Here is an 18,062-nt window from a genome sequence, read left to right as displayed (position 1 = left end):
TCAACTCGGCCTTCGGCCGTCCCGTACGTGACACACAGCAACCCTACCAATATGAATAGAATTCCCGACTCAGAAGACTAGGTCGCCTACTGCGTGGAGCCGCTGTCGTGCGGTTCAACGCGGCCGTTCGTTCCGGGGTCACCCGGCGGGCCCCGCGAACGCGAACGTAGCAGCAGTGCAAGGTTTTGCGAAAGATCGTGCAACTCAACTTGCAGAAATTTGCCGCAAGGTCTTTCGCGGAGATTGACGCGCTGTTACGTTCCTCCGCAGCCCGGCGCCGCAACGGCGCAGGCGTACATGTGGGAGGAATGGGACATGCGGCGTGGCATAGGGGCCACCGCGGCAGCGGCGGTGCTCGCACTGACGGCGACGGCATGCGGCGGGGGCGGGGACGAGGGCGACAACGGTGCCAAGGGCGAGATCGCGGGCACCGTCACCTACTGGGACACCTCGAACGACGCGGAGAAGGGCACGTACAAGAAGATCGCCGAGGACTTCGAGAAGAAGCACCCGAAGGTGAACGTCAAGTACGTGCACGTCAACTTCGGCGACGCGAACCAGAAGTTCAAGAACGCGGCGGGCGGCAACTCCGGAGCCCCCGACGTGATGCGCACCGAGGTCGCGTGGGTCGCCGACTTCGCCAAGCTCGGCTACCTCGCGCCGCTCGACGGCACCCCGGCGCTGGACGAGGAGTCCGACTACCTCAAGACGGCCGCGGGCAGCACCCGCTACGAGGGCAAGACCTACGCGGTGCCGCAGGTCACCGACACCCTCGGCCTCTTCTACAACAAGCGGCTGCTCAAGGAGGCGGGCGTCGAGGTGCCCACCTCCTTCGCCGACCTGAAGAAGGCCGCGCCGAAGATCAAGGACAAGACCGGCGCCACCGCGCTCTACCTGCGCGGCGACGACCCGTACTGGTTCCTGCCCTACCTCTACGGCGAGGGCGGCGACCTCGTCGACGCGACGGCCAAGAAGGTCGAGGTCGACGACGCGGCAGGCGCCAAGGCGTTCGCCGCGATGAAGGACCTGGTCGACTCCAAGGCCGCCATGACCGACAGCAGCGACGGCCAGGAGAACGGGCTCAAGGCGTTCAAGGACGGCGAGGCCGCCATGATCATCGACGGGCCCTGGGACATCGCCGGAGCCCGCGAGGGCAAGGAGTTCACCGGGGACAACAAGGACAACCTCGGCGTCGCGGCCGTCCCCGCCGGCAGCAAGGCGCAGGGCTCGCCGCAGGGCGGCTGGAACCTCTCCGTCTACGCGGGCACCAAGAACATGCGCACCGCGCAGGAGTTCGCCAAGTACATGAGCTCCGCCGAGGTGCAGAAGCGCACCACCGAGGAGATCAGCCTGCTCCCCACCCGCGAGTCGGTGTACGAGGAGCCCTCGGTCAAGAAGAACGAGATGGTCGAGTTCTTCAAGCCCGCCGTGGACAAGGCCGTGCAGCGGCCCTGGATCGCGGAGGGCAACTCCCTCTTCGAGCCGATCCGCGGCCAGGTCGACGGCGTCCTCTTCGGCGACACCTCACCGGAGGACGCGGCGAAGAAGACGGGTGACGAGTTCCGCAAGCTCCTCAAGGGCTACAAGTGACGGCTGTGAACACTGCTGATCCTTCCGCGCCGCAGGGCGGCGGCGCGGGCACGGACGCCGAAGCGGGCGGGGGCCGGAAGGGCCCCGCCCGCGGGGCGGGCCGCTCCTCGGGCCGTCCCGCCGGGCGCGGGACCCGCACGCCCGGCACCCCAGGACCGCTGCGCCGCGCGCTGGCCACCCACTGGTACGCCTGGACGATGGTCGCGCCCGTCGTGATCGTCATCGGCGTCATCATCGGCTACCCGCTGGGCCGCGGCCTGTGGCTGTCGGTGACCGACGCCGACGAGGCCAACGTCGAGCGCACCATCGGCGTCAACCACATCCCCGCCACCTACGAGTTCACAGGGCTGGAGAACTACAAGGCGATCCTGTCCGACAGCGTCTTCTGGGACCGGCTCGGCTGGACCCTGGTGTGGACCGTGGGCTGTGTGAGCGTCACCTTCCTGCTCGGGCTCGGGCTCGCCAACATGCTGAACCGGCAGGTCAAGGGGCGCTCCTTCTACCGCGTCGCGATGATCGTGCCGTGGGGCATCCCCGCGTTCGTCTCCGTCTTCGCCTGGAAGATGCTGTTCAACGAGCGCGACGGCATCCTCAACAAGGTCCTCGACGGCGGCGGCATCGACGCCGTGCCCTGGCTGGGCGACCCCGTCTGGGCCAAGGTCGCCGTCATCGCGGTGAACGTGTGGCTCGGCGTCCCCTTCATGATCGTCGCCATGCTGGGCGCGCTCCAGGCGATACCCGGCGAGCTGTACGAGGCGGCCGAGATGGACGGCGCCAATGCGTGGCAGCGCTTCCGCAACATCACGCTGCCCGGCGTGCGGTCCGTCAGCAGCACCGTCGTCCTGCTCAGCACCATCTGGACCTTCAACATGTTCCCCGTCATCTATCTGCTCACCAAGGGCGGGCCAGGGGACTCCACGGAGATCCTCGTGACGTACGCGTTCCGGCTCTCCTTCGTCAACAGCCCCCGTGACTTCGCGACGTCCGCTGCCTGGGGAGTGCTCATCCTCGTGCTGCTCTCGCTGTTCACGGTGTTCTACCGGCGGTCGCTCCGCCGACAGGGAGAGGTGTGGTGACGATGCCCGCCCGTGCCAACGCCAACGCCAACGCCAACGTCGGCGCCGAAGCGCGTACCGGCAAGAAGCGGCGCTCCTTCCGGGAGCGCGGACCGCTCGCCTCCACAGGGCTGCACATCGGGCTGCTGGTGGCGACCGTCGTGGCGCTGTTCCCGCCGCTGTGGCTGCTGGTGACCTCGTTCAAGCCGAAGAGCGACGCGTTCACCACCTCGCTGGTCAGCCACTTCACGCTCGACAACTACGACCACGTCGTCAACGACACCTACTTCCTGACGTGGTTCGGCAACTCGCTGCTCGTCGTCCTCGGCACGACGCTCATCGGCGTCTTCATCGCCGCCACCACCGGCTACGCCATCAGCCGCTTCCGCTTCCCCGGGATGCGCCCGCTGATGTGGGTGCTGCTGATCACCCAGATGTTCCCGATGGCGGTGCTGATCGTGCCGCTCTACAACACGATGGCCACGCTGGGGCTCCTCAACCAGCCGGTTGGGCTGATCATCACCTACCTCACCATCGCGGTGCCGTTCTGCGCCTGGATGATGAAGGGCTTCTTCGACACGATCCCCGTCGCCATCGACGAGTCGGGCCGGGTGGACGGGCTCAACCCCTTCGGCACGTTCTGGCGCCTCATCCTCCCGCTCGCCAAGCCGGGCATCGCCGTGACGGGCTTCTACACCTTCGTCACCGCGTGGGCCGAGGTCGCCTACGCGACCGCCTTCATGACGGGCGAGGAGAACCTGACCCTCGCGGGCGGGCTCCAGACCTTCGTCAACCGCTACGGCTCGGACTGGGGCTCCATGACGGCAGCCGCGGTCATCATCGCCGTTCCGGCGGCGCTGGTCTTCGGCTTCGCGCAGCGCCATCTGGTCTCGGGGCTGACGGCGGGCGCGACCAAGTCCTGAGCACGTCCTGAGCACGTCCTGAGCACGTCCTGACCAAGACCTGACGACGGGCCGCCCGGCACAGGCCCGGCAGGGTGCCCCCGCCCGCTCTCCGGGCGCGGGGCCACAGCGCCGCGCGCCCGTACACCCATGGCGCCCGTACGCCCACGGGCGGCCACGGGCGGCACACCGCCCCACCACCACGACTCTCCACCACCAGGGATGACATGACGCAGCACGACACCGCCCCCGGCGCGACCCTCGTCGCCAAAGCTCCGGGCGACGGCCCGGGGTGGTGGCGGCACGCGGTGATCTACCAGGTCTATCCGCGCTCCTTCGCCGACGCCGACGGCGACGGCACGGGCGACCTCGCGGGCATCCGCGCCCGCCTCCCGTACCTCGCCGAGCTGGGCGTGGACGCCGTCTGGCTCAGCCCCTTCTACGCCTCCCCGCAGGCCGACGGCGGCTACGACGTCGCCGACTACCGCGTCGTCGACCCGCTCTACGGCGTCCTCGCCGACGCCGAGGCACTGATCGAGGAAGCGCACGCACTGGACCTGCGCGTGATCGTGGACATCGTGCCGAACCACACCTCGGACCAGCACGCCTGGTTCCGCGCCGCGCTGGAGGGCGACGAGGCGGCCCGCGCCCGCTACCACTTCAGGGCCGGCAAGGGCTCGGAGGGCGAACTGCCCCCGAACGACTGGGAGTCCGTCTTCGGCGGCCCTGCCTGGACCCGTACACCCGACGGCGCCTGGTACCTCCACCTCTTCGCGCCCGAACAGCCCGACCTCAACTGGGACAACCCCGCCGTCCACGACGAGTTCCGCTCCGTGCTGCGCTTCTGGCTCGACCGGGGCGTGGACGGCTTCCGCGTCGACGTGGCGCACGGCCTCGTCAAGGCCGAGGGGCTGCCCGACGCCGGCGGGTCCGAGCGGGCGCGGCTGCTGGGCACGTCGCGCGTGCCCTACTTCGACCAGGACGGGGTGCACGAGATCTACCGCTCCTGGCGGCGCGTGCTGGAGGAGTACCCGGGCGAGCGGATCGCCGTCGCCGAGGCATGGACGCCGACCACCGAACGCACGGCGCTCTACGTCCGCGCCGACGAGCTGCACCAGGCGTTCAACTTCCACTACCTCGACACCGGCTGGGAGGCCGACGCGCTGCGCGACGTCATCGAGGAGTCGCTAGCCGCCATGCGCCCCGTCGGCGCGCCCGCGACATGGGTGCTGTCCAACCACGACGTCGTGCGGCACCGCACCCGGCTGGGCGGCGGCCTGGAGCGGGCGCGCGCCGCCGCGCTGCTGATGCTGGCGCTGCCCGGTTCCGCGTACGTCTACCAGGGCGAGGAACTGGGCCTCCCCGAGGTCACGGAGCTGCCGGACGAGGCCCGTCAGGACCCCTCGTTCTTCCGGGACAACGGGCAGGAAGGGCTGCGCGACGGCTGCCGCGTGCCCCTGCCCTGGGAGACCGACGGGCCCTCGTACGGCTTCGGCCCCGGCGGCTCCTGGCTGCCCCAGCCCGAGGGCTGGGGCAAGCTGGCCGTCGCCGCGCAGCGCGGCGACCCGGCCTCCACGCTGGAGCTGTACCGCGCCGCGCTGAAGCTGCGCCGCGCGCACCCCGGTCTCGGCGCGGGCGACGAGGTCACCTGGCTGGCGGCGCCCGAGGGCGTGCTGGCCTTCCGGCGCGGTGACCTCGTCTGCACGGCCAACACCGGCACGCTTCCGGCCCCGCTCCCGCCGGGGCTCGGCAAGCTGCTGCTGGCCAGCGGCCCGTACGACGGCGGCGGCGCCGCGCTGCCCGCCGACACCACGGCCTGGTGGACGGTCGCCGGACCCGGCGGCGACGGCGGGCGCCTCGTCCACGGCGGCGACGGCGGGCGCGTCAGCCACGGTGGCGACGGTGGGGAAGCGGAGGGGGATCCCGCGTGACCTCCGCCGTTCCGGCCGGACACCAGCCCGTCGGCCCCCTCCCCGCGGGCCGGCCGCCCACCGGGCGGCTGGCGGCCGTGGCCCAGCAGGCGGAGGTCAGCGAGGCCACCGTCAGCCGCGTGCTGAACGGCAAGTCGGGCGTGGCCGACGCGACCCGGCAGCGGGTGCTGGCCGCGCTCGACGTGCTCGGGTACGAGCGGCCCGTACGGCTGCGGCGGCGCAGCGCGGGACTCGTCGGCCTCGTCATCCCCGAACTGACCAACCCGATCTTCCCCGCCTTCGCGCAGGTCATCGAGCAGGCACTCTCCGGCTACGGCTACACGCCCGTGCTGGGCACCCAGATGCCGGGCGGGGCGACCGAGGACGAGCTGGTCGAGATGCTCGTGGAGCGCGGGGTCAGCGGCATCATCTTCCTCTCCGGGCTGCACGCCGACCTCTCGGCCGACCCGGAGCGCTATCTGCGGCTGGCGGGGCGCGGAGTGCCGTACGTGCTGGTCAACGGCTACAACGAGCGGATCAGCGCGCCCTTCGTCTCGCCCGACGACCGCGCGGCGGCGCACATCGCGGTGCGGCATCTGCGCGAGCTGGGGCACGAGCGGATCGGGCTCGCGGTCGGCCCCGCACGCTTCGTCCCGGCACGGCGCAAGGCGGAAGGCTTCGCCGAGGCGCTGGGCGACGCGGCCGGGGGCGCGGGCGGTGCGGGCGGTGCGGGGGGCGCCGAGAGCATGGTGCAGCACACCCTCTTCACCGTCGAGGGCGGGCACGCGGCGGCCGGGGCGCTGCTGGACCGGGGCTGCACGGGCATCGTCTGCGGCAGCGACCTGATGGCGCTGGGCGCGGTGCGGGCCGCGCGGCAACGGGGCCTCGACGTGCCGCGCGACGTGTCCGTCGTCGGCTACGACGACTCCGAGCTGAACGCCTTCACCGACCCGCCGCTGACGACGGTGCGCCAGCCCGTGCGCGCGATGGCGAACGCGGCCGTGCACGCGCTGCTGGAGGAGACGGGCCAGGACCCGGTGCGGCACGCGGAGTTCGTCTTCCAGCCGGAGCTGGTGGTGCGGGGCTCCACGGGCCAGGCGCCACCGTCCTGACGAGGTCTGACGAGGTCTGACGAGGTCTGACGGGGCCCTGGAGGGGCACTTGGACCCCTCCAGGATTCCGCCCGGCAACCTCTGCGCAATCTCTTCCACAAGTTTCTGCAAGCTGTTACGTTCTCAACCGCTCCGGTCCGGCCGGCCGGGAGCCCGTTCCGGGCTCCACGCGCCCGGCCGGCCGGACCGGTTCACCTTCAACGGCCTTACGGGCGCGGCGCGTTGCCCCCGAGGCGGACACCCGCATTCGCTTCTCCATCGGAGGCGTCATGGCCACGATCCCGCGCAAGATCCGCACCGCGTACCGACAGAGACCCGCCACCGCGCTGCTCGTCCTCGTGCTCACCCTCTGCGTGAGCGCCGCCCTCGCCGTCACGCCCACCCGGGCACAGGCGGCACCTCCCGGCAGCAAGGACGTCACCGCCGTCCTCTTCAACTGGCGCTTCGACTCCATCGCCAAGGAGTGCACCAGCAGGATCGGCCCCAACGGCTACGGCTACGTCCAGGTCTCCCCGCCCCAGGAGCACATCCAGGGCGGCCAGTGGTGGACCCAGTACCAGCCCGTCAGCTACAAGCTGGAGAGCCGCCTCGGCAACCGCGCCCAGTTCAAGAGCATGGTGGACACCTGCCGGGCGGCCGGGGTCGGCGTCGTCGTCGACACGGTCATCAACCACATGACCTCCGGCTCGGGCACCGGCACCGGAGGCTCCTCGTACACGAAGTACGACTACCCCGGCACGTACTCCGTAGCCGACATGAACGACTGCCAGTCGACGATCAACAACTACCAGGACCGCTACCACGTCCAGAGCTGCGAACTGCTCGGTCTCGCAGACCTCGACACCGGCGAGGAGTACGTGCGCGGCCGGATCGTCGCGTACATGAACGACCTGCTCTCGCTGGGCGCGGCCGGCTTCCGTATCGACGCGGCCAAGCACATGCCCGCAGCCGACCTGGCCAACATCAGGTCCCGGCTCAGCAGGCAGGACGTCGTCTGGAAGCAGGAGGCCATCTACGGCGCGGGCGAGGCCGTCTCGCCGAGCGAGTACCTGAGCGTCGGCGACGTGCAGGAGTTCCGCTACGCCTTCGACCTCAAGCGGGTCTTCCAGAACGAGAAGCTGGCCTACCTCACCAACTACGGCACGGGCTGGGGCTACATGGACGGCAGCCGCGCCGCCGTCATGGTCGACAACCACGACACCGAGCGCAACGGCTCCACCCTCAGCTACAAGAACGGCGCCGACTACACGCTGGCCAACGTCTTCATGCTCGCCTGGCCCTACGGCTCGCCCGACGTCCACTCCGGCTACGAGTTCAGCGACAACGACGCGGGCCCGCCCAACGGCGGCACCGTCAACGCCTGCTGGCTCAGCGGCTGGAAGTGCCAGCACGCCTGGCCCGAGATCCAGTCGATGGTCGGCTTCCGCAACGCGGTGCGCGGTACCGACGTGCGCGGCTGGTGGGACAACGGCAACGACGCCATCGCCTTCAGCCGGGGCACCAAGGGCTTCGTCGCGATCAACCACGAGGGCTCCTCGCTGACCCGCACCTACAGCACGTCGCTGCCCGACGGCACGTACTGCGACGTCCAGTCCCGCACCACCCGCACGGTCAGCGGTGGCCAGGTCACGGCCACGCTCGGCCCGAACACCGCGCTCGCGCTCCACGCGGGCAAGACCACCTGCTGACCACGGGCTGACCACCCGCTGACACCTTCCGGCGCGGCGGCGGGGTACCCGTGCCCCGCCGCCGCGCCCCGCACAGACCGTGCAGACCGCACAGACCCGACAGAGAGGAACCCCGCACGTGAGACGGCACCGCCAACTCGCCCTGTGCGCCCTGCTCCTGGCGCTGCCGCTGCCCCTGCTCGGGGCAGGGGCACCCGGCGCGGGCGCCGCCGAGGACGACGGCCTCGACCTCGCCTCGGCCAGGGCGCAGTGGATCGACCGCACCACCGTCGCCTGGCCCAAGGGCCTCGGCGAGGCGGCGGACACCCACCTGCTCGCATACGCGGCCGACGGCGGCCTCACCGTCCAAGGTGGCGACCTCGCGGGCGACGCCTCGCACCTCGCCCTCACCCGCGTCCCCGGCGGCCTCAGCGACGCACAGCGCGCGGCCCACCCGCACCTCGCCGCGGACTACGACGCCTACCGCCTCACCGAACGCGACACCGGCGTACTCCGCGAGGCACTGCGCGGGCAGGTCGTGGCCGTCGCCGGAGAGGGCGAGGGGGACACGTCGCTCTCGGCGGCCACAGGGGTGCAGATACCCGGCGTCCTGGACGACCTCTACGCGCGCCAGGCCACCCGCGCCACCCTCGGCCCCGACTTCCACGGCGGACCCCACGGCGACCGCACCACCCTCTCGGTCTGGGCCCCCACCGCACGCGAGGTCGAGGCCGAGATCGACGGGCGCACCGTGCCGATGCGCCGCAGCGCGGACAGCGGGGTGTGGAGCGCGACGGGCGACACCGGCGACTGGGCGGGCGCCACCTACCGCTACCGCGTCACCGTCTGGGCCCCCGCCGCACAGAAGGTGGTCACCAACGAGGTCACCGACCCCTACTCCACCGCGCTGACCACCGACTCCGAGCGCAGCGTCGTCGCCGACCTGGACGACCCGGCGCTGGCCCCCGCGGGCTGGCGGAACCTGCGCAAGCCGCGCGCCACCCCGCTGCGCGACGCGCAGATCCAGGAACTGCACGTCCGCGACTTCTCCGTCTCCGACCCCACGTCGAAGCACCCCGGCGCCTACCGCGCCTTCACCGACAGCGGCTCCGACGGCATGCGGCACCTGCGGAAGCTGGCCCGCTCCGGCACCTCGTACGTGCATCTGCTCCCGGCCTTCGACTTCTCCACTGTGCCCGAGCGCCCGTCCGACCAGCGCGAGCCCGGCTGCGACCTCGCCGCGCTGCCCGCCGACTCGCCCCGCCAGCAGGAGTGCGTGGGCGAGGTGGCCGCCGAGGACGCCTTCAACTGGGGCTACGACCCCCTCCACTACACCGTGCCCGAGGGCTCCTACGCCTCGGACCCCGAGGGCCCGTCCCGTACGAAGGAGTTCCGCGAGATGGTCGCGGGGCTCAACGGGGCCGGGCTGCGCACCGTCATGGACGTCGTCTACAACCACACCTCGGCCAGTGGCCAGGACCCGAAGTCCGTGCTGGACCGCATCGTGCCCGGCTACTACCACCGGCTGCTCGCCGACGGCTCCGTGGCCACCTCCACCTGCTGCGCCAACACAGCGCCCGAGCACGCCATGATGGGCAAGCTCACCGTGGACTCCGTGGTCACCTGGGCCCGCGCGTACAAGGTGGACGGCTTCCGCTTCGACCTGATGGGCCATCACCCCAAGGCCAACATCCTCGCCGTCCGCGCTGCCCTCGACCGGCTGACGGTGGCGAAGGACGGCGTGGACGGGAAGCGGATCGTCCTCTACGGGGAGGGCTGGAACTTCGGCGAGGTCGCCGACGACGCCCGCTTCACGCAGGCCACGCAGAAGAACATGGCGGGCACCGGCGTCGCCACCTTCTCCGACCGCTCCCGCGACGCGCTGCGCGGCGGCGGCCCCTTCGACGAGGACCCCCGCGTCCAGGGCTTCGCCTCCGGGCTGTTCACCGACCCCAACACGTCACCGGCCAACGGCACCCGCGAGGAGCAGCGCGCCCGGCTCCTCCACTACCAGGACCTGATCAAGGTCGGCCTCACCGGCAACCTCGCCGACTACACCTTCACCGACTCGCGCGGCCGTAAGGTCAAGGGCTCCGAGGTCGACTACAACGGCGCGCCCGCCGGATACGCGAAGGCTCCCGGCGACGCCCTCTCCTACGCCGACGCGCACGACAACGAGACCCTCTACGACGCCCTCGCCTTCAAACTCCCCGCGGACACCTCGGCGGCCGACCGCGCCCGCATGCAGGTCCTCGCCATGGCCACGGCAGCCCTCTCGCAGGGCCCCGCGCTCTCCCAGGCGGGCTCCGACCTGCTGCGTTCCAAGTCGCTCGACCGCAACTCCTACGACTCGGGCGACTGGTTCAACGCGCTCCACTGGGACTGCCGCCAGGGCAACGGCTTCGGGCGCGGCCTGCCCCCGGCCGCCGACAACGAGCCCAAGTGGCCCTACGCGAAGCCGCTGCTCACCAACCCCCGGCTCACCCCCTCCTGCACGGAGATCAACGCGACGAGCGCCGCCTACCGCGACCTGCTGCGCATCCGCACCACGGAGCCGTCCTTCAGCAAGCGGGACGCCGCCTCCGTACAGCGCGCGCTGAGCTTCCCCCTCTCCGGCACGGAGGAGACCCCGGGCGTGCTGACGGCGCGGCTCGACGAGCTCGTCCTCGTCGTCAACGCCACCCCGGAGCGGCAGGAGCAGACCGTCCCCGCAGCCAAGGGCCGCGGCTACACGCTCCACCCCGTCCAGGCGAAGGGCGCCGACCCCGTGGTGAAGCGGTCCGCCTACGACGCGCGGACCGGGACGTTCACGGTCCCCGCCCGCAGCGTCGCGGTCTTCACCCGGGGCTGACGACGGGCACGGCGCGGTCCTCGGAGCAGCGTGGTCCCCGGTCCAGGGCGGGCCGGGGACCACGCGGGCTCAGCTCTTGTGCGCGACGGGGCAGCCGCCCGTGAGGCCGCTCAGGAACGCGTTCGGGTCGTAGAAGTGCTCGACCTCGACCAGCTGGAGTTCGTCGCTGACCTTCGCGATGCTCATCCCGTACATCTCGATGCGCTTGCCCGTCGGCAGGAAGCCCTTGTACTCGCCGGAGAAGTCGCCCCAGTGCCGCCACTTGAAGGCGATGACGGGCGGCGGGGAGAGGACTTCCAGCACCTCCCAGAAGAAACCGCCGGGGAAGGCGGTGTGGAAGACGTGGTGCTGGGAGGCGAAGTCCTCCTGCTCACGGCGGTAGAACGGGCTGTCGCCGATGAGGACGTTGTAGCTGCCCTGCTCGGCGATGTCGGCGGCCGAGGCCCACTCGCCGCTGTTCACACGGGTGCGGAACCTGTCGGTGACCATGGACACCCAGGTCGCCGGGTCCTCCTTGTGCGAGACCTCCATCTCGAAGACCTGGGCGAGGGTCTCCACGATCGCTTCGAGCTGGTCCGGCTGGAAGTGGTGCGTTCTCTCCGCCGGCATCACCTGGTGCGACAGGTGATAGTCGGGTGCTTCGTTGCGCCACTCGCCGGGGTCCGAGGCCGCGATGACCGCCTCCCGGCCCTGGAGCCACAGCGGGGTCTCGGTCGTTTCAGGCATGGAGCCGTCCTTCAGGTGTGCGGAAACGGGGGATGGTGAGCACGGTCGTTCACGGAACGACCGCGACCGATCCTCTCGCCTTCAAATTCCCTACACAAGAAGGAAGTTGACGTTACATCACCTTCACGAATCAATCAGAAGTGAGCGAACGCAGACGCTCCAGGAGTTCTCCGAAGGGCCCGTCCGCGGGCTCCTGCGCCGCTATGCGGCGCACCGTGTCCGCCGCCTCCTGGTCATAGGCGGCCGTGACGGCGGCCAGCGCCATGAAGTCGTGCACGAGCTGGAGCTCCAGCTCCGCGCGCGGGATGGCCCGCGCCTCCAGCCACGTCAGCGCCGTCGTCTCGGCGAGACCGACCCAGGAGCGGATGACGAGGGCGAGCCGGGGCCCCGGGTCCTCCAGGCCGAGGTGCGCGAGCATCTGCGCGTAGGCGGCCCTGCGCACCTCGTCGATCATGGCGTTGGCCCGCGCGGAACCCACGGCGGGACCGCCGCGCAGCAGCGCGGAGAAGCCAGGACCGTGCTCCTCGACGAAGTCGAAGTAACGGCCCATCACCCGCAGCAGCCGCGCCCCGAGCGGCCCCTCGTGCGGCTCGACGAAGCGGGAGGCCAGCTCGTCGGCCGCGCGGCGCACGGCCGCCTCGTACAGGCTGTGCTTGCCGGGGAAGTAGTGGTAGACGAGCGGGCGCGAGATGCCCGCGGCGGAGGCGATGTCGTCTATCGACACATCGTCGGGCGAGCGTCGGCTGAACAGATCCAACGCGACGGCGATCAACTGCTTCCGCCGCTCCTCGACACCCATTCTGCGGCGCACGCCAGTGGTCATGCGGACAACCCTAACGAGCCCGCCGACGGCCCGGCAGACAAGGGGCGGAAGGGGCGCATGGGGCACGGGGTGCTAGAGGCGGCGGCGCTGACCGGGCTCGGGGGCCGGTTCCGGGTCCGGTTTTTTGGGGCCTCACATGTCCAGGGTCAGCCGCCCGTCCCGCGCCCGGGAGACGCATATCAGCATGGAACCGTCCCGCTCGGAGTCCGTCAGCAGCTCGTCGCGGTGGTCCACCGCGCCCTCCAGCACCCGTGTCTGACAGGTGCCGCAGAACCCCTGCGCGCAGGAGTACGCGGTGTCGGGGCGCACTTCGCGTATCGCGGCCAGCGCGGTCGTGTCCGCCGGGACGGTCAGCGTCGTGCCGCTGCGCCGCAGCTCGACCTCGAAGGCGCTGTCCTCGCCGCTCCCGCCGCTCCCGCCGGGTCCAGGGCCCGCTGCCGGGGCGAACCGCTCCAGGTGGAACCCGCCTCCCGGCGGGTCCTGGGCGCACAGCGCGCCGAGCGCCGCCATCAGCGGCTCGGGTCCGCAGCAGTAGACCGCCGCCTCCGGGGGCGCCCAGGCCAGGGCCGCCGCGAGGTCGGGCAGCCCGGCCTCGTCCTCGGGCACCAGTGTCACCGTGCCCCGCGGTCCGCCGAGCTTCGCGATGTCCTCCAGGAACGGCATCGAGGCGCGCGTACGGCCGCCGTAGACGAGGTGCCAGCGCGCGCCCGCCGCCTCGGCAGCGCGCAGCATGGGCAGGACGGGCGTGATGCCGATGCCGCCCGCGACGAAGAGGTAGGCGGGCGCCTCCACCAGCGGGAAGCGGTTGCGTGGCCCCCGCACCTCGACCTCGGTACCCACGCACAGCCTCTCGTGCACCTCGCGCGAGCCGCCGCGTCCGCCCTGCCCGTCGCCGATGAGCCGGGTCGCGACGGTGTAGGCGTCGGCCTCCGCCGGGTCGCCGCACAGCGAGTACTGCCGCACCAGCCCCGAGGGCAGCACCAGATCGAGGTGGGCGCCCGGCTCCCACGCGGGCAGCGGCGCACCCTCGGCGCCGCTCAGCCGCAGCCGTACGACCCCGTCCGCCACCGTGTCCCGCTCGGTGACGGTGAGCCGCATGCCGGTACTGGCGCCGGTGTCCGTGCGACGCTGCCCCCGCGTGCCCGAAGTGGGCCGGTCCAGCGCGGGCAGCGGCCACAGCGGGGACTTCTCTATGCGGCGCCCCATGGCCCGCTTGACGAGCAGCGCGGCGCCGAAGGCCAGCGCGACGTTCCTGGCGCGCGGCATCTCAGGCACCTTCCGAAGTGCGGTCCGGGACCCGCCCGTTGGCGCCGGGCGAGCCCGCGAGATAGGCGACGGCCTGCGCCGTGCTGCACTCCTGCGAGGGGTGGTACGCGCGGCCCAGGTACGTGGGTATGGAGCGGAGCATGTCCCCGGCCCCGGGCAGCACGCCCTCGCGCCCGCCGCGCAGGAACGCGCGGAAGCTGGCCTTGCCGTCCGTCAGCGTCGGGTCGTTCTCCATGAAGAACCGCACGCCCCGCTGCCACAGGAAGACCAGCGCGCCGAAGGCGAGCCCCCAGGTGCGCACCCGTCGCGAATAGGCGCCGTCGACGTGCAGGAACAGGTCGAAGGCCACCGACCTGTGCTCGACCTCCTCGGCGCCGTGCCAGCGCAGCAGGTCCAGCATCACCGGGTCGGCGCCCTTGCGGTCCAGGGCCTCGGCGTTGAGCACCCAGTCGCCGAGGAAGGCGGTGTAGTGCTCGATCGCGGCGATGAGCGCGATCCGCTCCAGCAGCCACCAGCGGCGGGGCCTGCCGGGCGGCAGCGTGCGGTCGCCGAGCAGCTTCTCGAAGAACCAGTCCACCTGCGCGGTGTACGGATCGGGGTCCAGGCCGAGGCGCCGCAACTGCGGCAGCACGTCGTCGTGCGCCTGCGAGTGGATCGCCTCCTGGCCGATGAAGCCGATCACGTCCTCGCGCAGCCGCGCGTCGCGGATCAGCGGCAGCGCCTGCTTGTAGACGTGCACGAACCAGCGCTCGCCCGCGGGCAGCAGCAGGTGCAGCACGTTGATGGTGTGCGTGGTGGCGGGGTCGCCAGGCACCCAGTGGAGCGGGGTCCGCGACCAGTCGAAGGCGACCTGGCGCGGCCTCAGCTCGGTGTGCTCGGACGCGACCGGCACGGGCCGCTTCCCCGGCTTGACCGGCTTCCCCGGCCCGTCCGGCTGCCTCTTGGCCGTATTAGACATGGCGTCAATGTACTTTCGGGTATCGGTCGGCGACAGGGGTACGGCAGAAGATTGCGCACCCGGTGAGCACGGGCTGTCTGGCACGGGCTACACCTCCTCCTAGCGGAGCGCCTGGAGCGGGGTGCCGTCAGCCAGCCGTGCGACGAGCCTGGTGCGGCTGCCCTTCTCGGCGCGCAGCGCCAGGGTGCGGCCCTTCTCCGTGCCCCGTACATCGCCGGTCGCCGTGACCGAGGCGACCTCCTCGCTGCCCGCCGCCAGCACGTACCAGTCACCGTCCCGCGAGCGCCACATCACCCCGCTCAGCACCCGCGGCTCCCGTGGCCCGCACGCCGGGCCGCCGACGGAGGGGGAGGCCGCGGCGCCCGGCTCCGACGGCCCGCGCGCGGGCGGCCGGAACACCGTCGCCACCCGCGCCCCCTCGCCCCGCCAGGTCTCGGCCCGCGTGCACAGCCAGTCGGCCGTGCCGTGCTGCCCCGGCCCCGGTCCCGGTCCCGGCAGCGGCTGCTCGGCGAACCGCCACGTGTTGACGGACCGCACCCCGTGCCCCGCCAGCGCGGGCAGCCGGCACGCGCCGTGCGCGAGCCTGGATCGCGCCGCCGCGCCCGTCGCGTCCGCCGGGGCGCCCCGCGAACCCTCAGGACCGGCGCCGGGATCGCCGTCCGTGAGGCGGGCCGGGGTCAGCTCGCCCAGATCGGAGTAGAGGTACGGCGCCGAGCGGCCCCGCACATCCAGCAGCAGGCCCGGCCAGCGCGCGCAGTCACGACCGCCCGTGGGGGGAGCGGGCAGCGGCGCGGTCACCCCGTCGCCGCCCACCTCGACCCGGTGACCCGCGTCCGAGGGCTTCAGCAGGTCAGCCGTCGACGCGCCCGCGACCCAAGGAGCCGTCAGATAGCGCACGTTGCTGTCGCTGCGCGAGACGACGAGGGCGCCCGCCGAGACCTCGTCGGCGCCGTCCGTACGCGCCAGGTCCAGCGCGGCGCCCCCGCGCTCCGCACCGGCCGACTCCGCGTACCGGGCCACGCGCAGCCCGTCGTGCAGCAGCACCACGCGGGCGCCGTCCACGGTCCCCGCGTACAGCAGCCGGGGCGGGCCGGACGGCGGGCCCGACGGGGTGCCGCGCGTCGTGGAGACGCTCACCTCGGGGCCCGGACGCGCCCATACGGCCAGCGCGCGACGCAGCAGCTCGCGGTCCCCGAGACGGTCGCCGCGCGCGGGCCACGCGGCGAAGTCCAGCCGTGCCGCGTCGCGCCACGCGGTGGGCGCGGCGCGCGTCAACGCGCCCGGATCCAGGGCCTGTTCGGCCGCTGCGTTGCGCGCGTACGGGGGAGCGGCGGGCCCGTCGGGGCCCCACGAGTCGCCGGGCAGCCCCAGCAGCCCGCCGCCCACGAGTGCTGCGGCGGCGACGGCGACGGCCGCCCGGGTGTGCTGGCGGCGGCGCATCAGGTCCGTGGGACGCGCCTGGAGCGAGCACGGGTCGAACTCGACGGACTCCAGCAACGACTGGTCCCTGCTGCCAGCCGGGGCGACGACGCGGTCGGCGCCGGCCAGCGCCGCGTCGGGGTCCGGCACGTCGGCTGCGCGCAGCAGGGCGCGGATGTCGTGCTCTGCCATGCCCTCCAGGCCACGCAGCACGTAGGCGGCGCGGGCCGCGCCGGACACGGCCGACAGCGCCTGGTCCAGGGCCAGTTCGTCGGCGCCGCCGGAACGGGGGAAGAGGCGCAGCCCGAACACGCGGGGCAGTGGCGCGGGGAGGGGCGGCAGGGCGCGTAGCGCCCGTGGCTGCCACGGGCCGAGCCGCCTCGGCCGCTCGGCGGCGAGCGCGGCGCGCAGCACGCGCAGCCGGATCCAGGCGTAGGCGGCCTGGGCGGTGCCGGGGGCTTCGCGGGGCGCGCGCTGGGTGGGGATCGCGCGCGTGGTGGTGCGGCCTCGGGGGAGGGCGCGCTGGACCAGGGCGTGCGCTGCGAGGACGCGGCGGTGACGGCCGAGGGCGGGCGGCAGCACGAGGTAACCGAGCCGCACGAGACGTGGATAGTGCTCCACCAGTGCGGCTTCCGCCTGCTCGACCCCGACCGCCTCGTCCGGCGCCCACGGGTGTGGTGGATACGGTGAAGTCGCTTCCTGGGATGCCACGTTCACGAGAACGAGCGATCGGGGCGCGAGGAAACGAAGGGTTCCCCCTTCACCGGGCTGTACCCCTTCACGGGGTGCGGGGTGAAGGTCACACGGGGTGCCCGTTTCTCGCAGGGGTGCGCTCTGTGGGTGCCCCTTGGGGTTTCGTCAGCGATGCTCAGGCCGGTGGCACGGGTTGTGCCCACCCGTCCCGCCAGCGGGACGATTGCCCACAACATTTTTGTGCTGCTGCACGGGGCGCTGCGCTGGGCTGGGCGCGGCGTTTTTCGGGTGCGGGTGGGTGGCTTCGGCGCGGTGTGTGGTTGCGGTGTGTTCGCGGCTGGCGCCGCGTGGTTCTTGGCTTGTGCCGGTGGTTGTGGGGTTGGTGTGTGGTGGGGGTCGGTGCCGTGCCGGGGTGTCTCCTCGGGCGGCGACAAGTGCGGGTCGGTTTTTCGGCTGCCTGCTGGTGGGGGTCGGTGCCGTGCCGGGGTGTCTCCTCGGGCGGCGACAAGTGCGGGTCGGCTTTTCGGCTGCCTGTACATACTCGTCGCCACCACTTGCGGGGACACCCCACCACGTCCCCTCCCACCCGGTGGCCAACCTCCGGCCGGTGGCCCCTGCACTTGTTCCCATGCTGTGGCCCGGTGCCGTGCCGACACCGCTACGCCACCACCATGCGCCCGCCCTGTTCTGCACCGGAGGGGCTCCGCCCCTGCTGCCGTGGGCTCGCCCCTGTTGCGGGCGGCGCCCTGGTGATGACGGCACCACCACTGTTGTGTGCCCGCCCCCGGCGCCGCGCCGAAGGGCCTCCGCCCCTGCCGGGGGAGCTGACGGCGACGGCTCGCCACCCCTGTTGTGGGCAGGCGTTCCGCATGGCGGAACGGGTGGGCACAACCCACCCACCGGGCCGCAGCCGCGAACGAACCCCCAAGGGGCACCGGGCTACGCACCCCTGCCAAGGGGGTGTTGCGCGGGACGGTTGGCCCGTGAAGCGGGCACCGTAGGGTCCCGCGCTGGTTTTCGTGCCGCCGCAGGGCAAGGAGGCGCACCCCGCGAAGGGGGGGGTGAACATTGGCCGACCCGGAGAGGAGGT

General features: G+C 72.3%; 11 protein-coding genes and 1 pseudogene. 7 read left to right on the top strand and 5 right to left on the bottom strand.

Annotated features, from left to right (window positions below; translation table 11 throughout):
• The first annotated feature begins 315 nt into the window (after nucleotides 1-315).
• From ACYVOO_RS30915 to pulA, 7 genes and pseudogenes are all read left to right on the top strand, one after another.
• A complete protein-coding gene (locus ACYVOO_RS30915) occupies nucleotides 316-1,590 on the top strand; it encodes an extracellular solute-binding protein (RefSeq protein ID WP_461019017.1) in 1,275 nt (424 codons plus the stop codon).
• Nucleotides 1,591-1,787: 197 nt separating this feature from the next.
• Nucleotides 1,788-2,666: a carbohydrate ABC transporter permease gene (locus ACYVOO_RS30910; RefSeq protein WP_461019024.1), complete on the top strand. Its 879-nt coding sequence runs from the start codon at nucleotides 1,788-1,790 to the stop codon at nucleotides 2,664-2,666.
• Nucleotides 2,667-2,668: 2 nt separating this feature from the next.
• Complete coding sequence (locus ACYVOO_RS30905; protein WP_461019023.1) at nucleotides 2,669-3,568, top strand: sugar ABC transporter permease; 900 nt, start codon at nucleotides 2,669-2,671, stop codon at nucleotides 3,566-3,568.
• 206 nt (nucleotides 3,569-3,774) lie between these two features.
• Nucleotides 3,775-5,376, top strand: a pseudogene (locus ACYVOO_RS30900) (glycoside hydrolase family 13 protein); the annotation flags it as partial.
• 170 nt (nucleotides 5,377-5,546) lie between these two features.
• Complete coding sequence (locus ACYVOO_RS30895; RefSeq protein ID WP_461019022.1) at nucleotides 5,547-6,569, top strand: LacI family DNA-binding transcriptional regulator; 1,023 nt, start codon at nucleotides 5,547-5,549, stop codon at nucleotides 6,567-6,569.
• A 269-nt stretch (nucleotides 6,570-6,838) separates the two neighbouring features.
• Nucleotides 6,839-8,257: an alpha-amylase gene (locus ACYVOO_RS30890; RefSeq protein WP_461019016.1), complete on the top strand. Its 1,419-nt coding sequence runs from the start codon at nucleotides 6,839-6,841 to the stop codon at nucleotides 8,255-8,257.
• A 79-nt stretch (nucleotides 8,258-8,336) separates the two neighbouring features.
• A complete protein-coding gene (gene pulA / locus ACYVOO_RS30885) occupies nucleotides 8,337-11,087 on the top strand; it encodes a pullulanase-type alpha-1,6-glucosidase (RefSeq protein WP_461019015.1) in 2,751 nt (916 codons plus the stop codon).
• A 69-nt stretch (nucleotides 11,088-11,156) separates the two neighbouring features.
• Here pulA and ACYVOO_RS30880 read toward each other — a convergent pair whose 3' ends face one another.
• The 5 genes from ACYVOO_RS30880 to ACYVOO_RS30860 form a co-directional block, all read right to left on the bottom strand.
• Nucleotides 11,157-11,813, bottom strand: coding sequence for a SnoaL-like polyketide cyclase (locus tag ACYVOO_RS30880; RefSeq protein ID WP_461019014.1), 657 nt, complete (start codon nucleotides 11,811-11,813; stop codon nucleotides 11,157-11,159).
• Nucleotides 11,814-11,943: 130 nt separating this feature from the next.
• Entirely contained in the window at nucleotides 11,944-12,636 is a 693-nt protein-coding gene (locus tag ACYVOO_RS30875; RefSeq protein ID WP_461019013.1) for a TetR/AcrR family transcriptional regulator, read from the bottom strand.
• A gap of 132 nt (nucleotides 12,637-12,768) precedes the next feature.
• Nucleotides 12,769-13,902, bottom strand: coding sequence for a PDR/VanB family oxidoreductase (locus ACYVOO_RS30870; protein WP_461019012.1), 1,134 nt, complete (start codon nucleotides 13,900-13,902; stop codon nucleotides 12,769-12,771).
• Between the two features lies 1 nt (nucleotide 13,903).
• Nucleotides 13,904-14,860 (bottom strand): metal-dependent hydrolase, encoded by a 957-nt coding sequence (locus ACYVOO_RS30865; protein ID WP_461019011.1) that lies wholly within the window; start codon nucleotides 14,858-14,860, stop codon nucleotides 13,904-13,906.
• 99 nt (nucleotides 14,861-14,959) lie between these two features.
• Nucleotides 14,960-16,990 (bottom strand): hypothetical protein, encoded by a 2,031-nt coding sequence (locus ACYVOO_RS30860; RefSeq protein ID WP_461019021.1) that lies wholly within the window; start codon nucleotides 16,988-16,990, stop codon nucleotides 14,960-14,962.
• Between the last annotated feature and the right edge of the window lie 1,072 nt (nucleotides 16,991-18,062).

This window comes from Streptomyces daliensis (assembly GCF_054782395.1).
This window is presented reverse-complemented; position numbering and strand designations above follow the sequence as displayed.